Raw genomic sequence first — 1,023 nt, 5'->3', positions numbered from 1 at the left:
GGAGAAGGCTGAGACGCCGTACGCGAACGGGCCGTAGCCCGGGTTGGTCGGGGCGATGAGCTCGGTCAGGTAGTAGGTGCCCACGGGAGTCGGAGTGTCACCCGTGCCGGTCGCGACCGCGAACGTGCTCATGAGCAGGCCGTTGCGGTAGAGCGCCATCCTGTTGTCCGCCGTCGACACCTCGAGGCGGTACGGGACCTCGTGAACGGTCACCTCCTCCGGCGAGACCCAGCCGCTGCTCCCGTTGGGACGCACCGGGAGCTGCACCTCGAACCAGCCGTCCTCCTCCGCGAGCACCATGAAGGTCAGCGGCGCGCCCGACGGCGTGATCTGGTCGAAGGTGTGCGCGACGGCCCCTTCGGGGGAGTCGTGCACAGTCACCTCCGGGACGACGGCGGTCACGGCGCGGCTCGTCTCGGCCGCAGGCGCCTGCTCGGCCTCGGAGGGACCCTCGTGGGTCGCTTCCGCGGGGGCTGCCGGCGGCGGCTCGCGCTCCGGCTGGGCGCACCCCGCGATGAGCGTCAGCGCGAGGGCGAGGACGGCGGCGTTGGTCGTGCGGTGCGGTCTCACGGGGGCTCCAGCGCAGGACAGGTGTTGATGGTCGCGATACGACACGACACGACACGGGGCGGGCCAGGGCGTCACGCCCCGGCCCGCCCCGGTCACCGCGTCAGCCGGTGTACCAGACGGTTCCCGAGACCGCCGTCGCGGTCGGCGCGGTCGTGCCGGTGTAGACGACCGTCCCGCAGTTCTGCAGGACCTCCTCCTGCAGCCGGCGGAGCTCCGCGGCGTCGGGGCCGATGGCGGCCTCCGCCTCGGCGACGGCGGTGGTGGCCGTAGCGAGGTCGGCCTGCGCTGCTGCGATGGCCTCCGCGTTGACCGCGGCGGCGGCATCGAGGTCTGCCTGGGCGTCCGCGACCACCGACTGCGCCGCAGCGACGTCGGCCTCGGGAGCGGTGACCTCGGCGGCCGCGGTCTCGACCTCCTCCTCGGCCGCCGCGGGGGCCGCGACGGCGGCGCGGA

Annotated in this window: 1 protein-coding gene and 1 pseudogene; both read right to left on the bottom strand. The window is 74.2% G+C overall.

The features are described from left to right. On the bottom strand, positions 1-570 hold a 570-nt coding region (locus tag L0B03_RS19650; protein ID WP_250448513.1), incomplete at its 3' end, for a L,D-transpeptidase. 100 nt (positions 571-670) lie between these two features. Further along, positions 671-1,023 (bottom strand): annotated as a pseudogene (locus tag L0B03_RS18355) (hypothetical protein); the annotation flags it as partial.

Origin of the sequence: Actinotalea sp. C106 (assembly GCF_023630195.1) — a bacterium.
Classification (GTDB): domain Bacteria; phylum Actinomycetota; class Actinomycetes; order Actinomycetales; family Cellulomonadaceae; genus Actinotalea.
The sequence above is the reverse complement of the archived record's forward strand: the minus strand, read 5'-3'. Positions and strand labels throughout refer to the sequence as shown.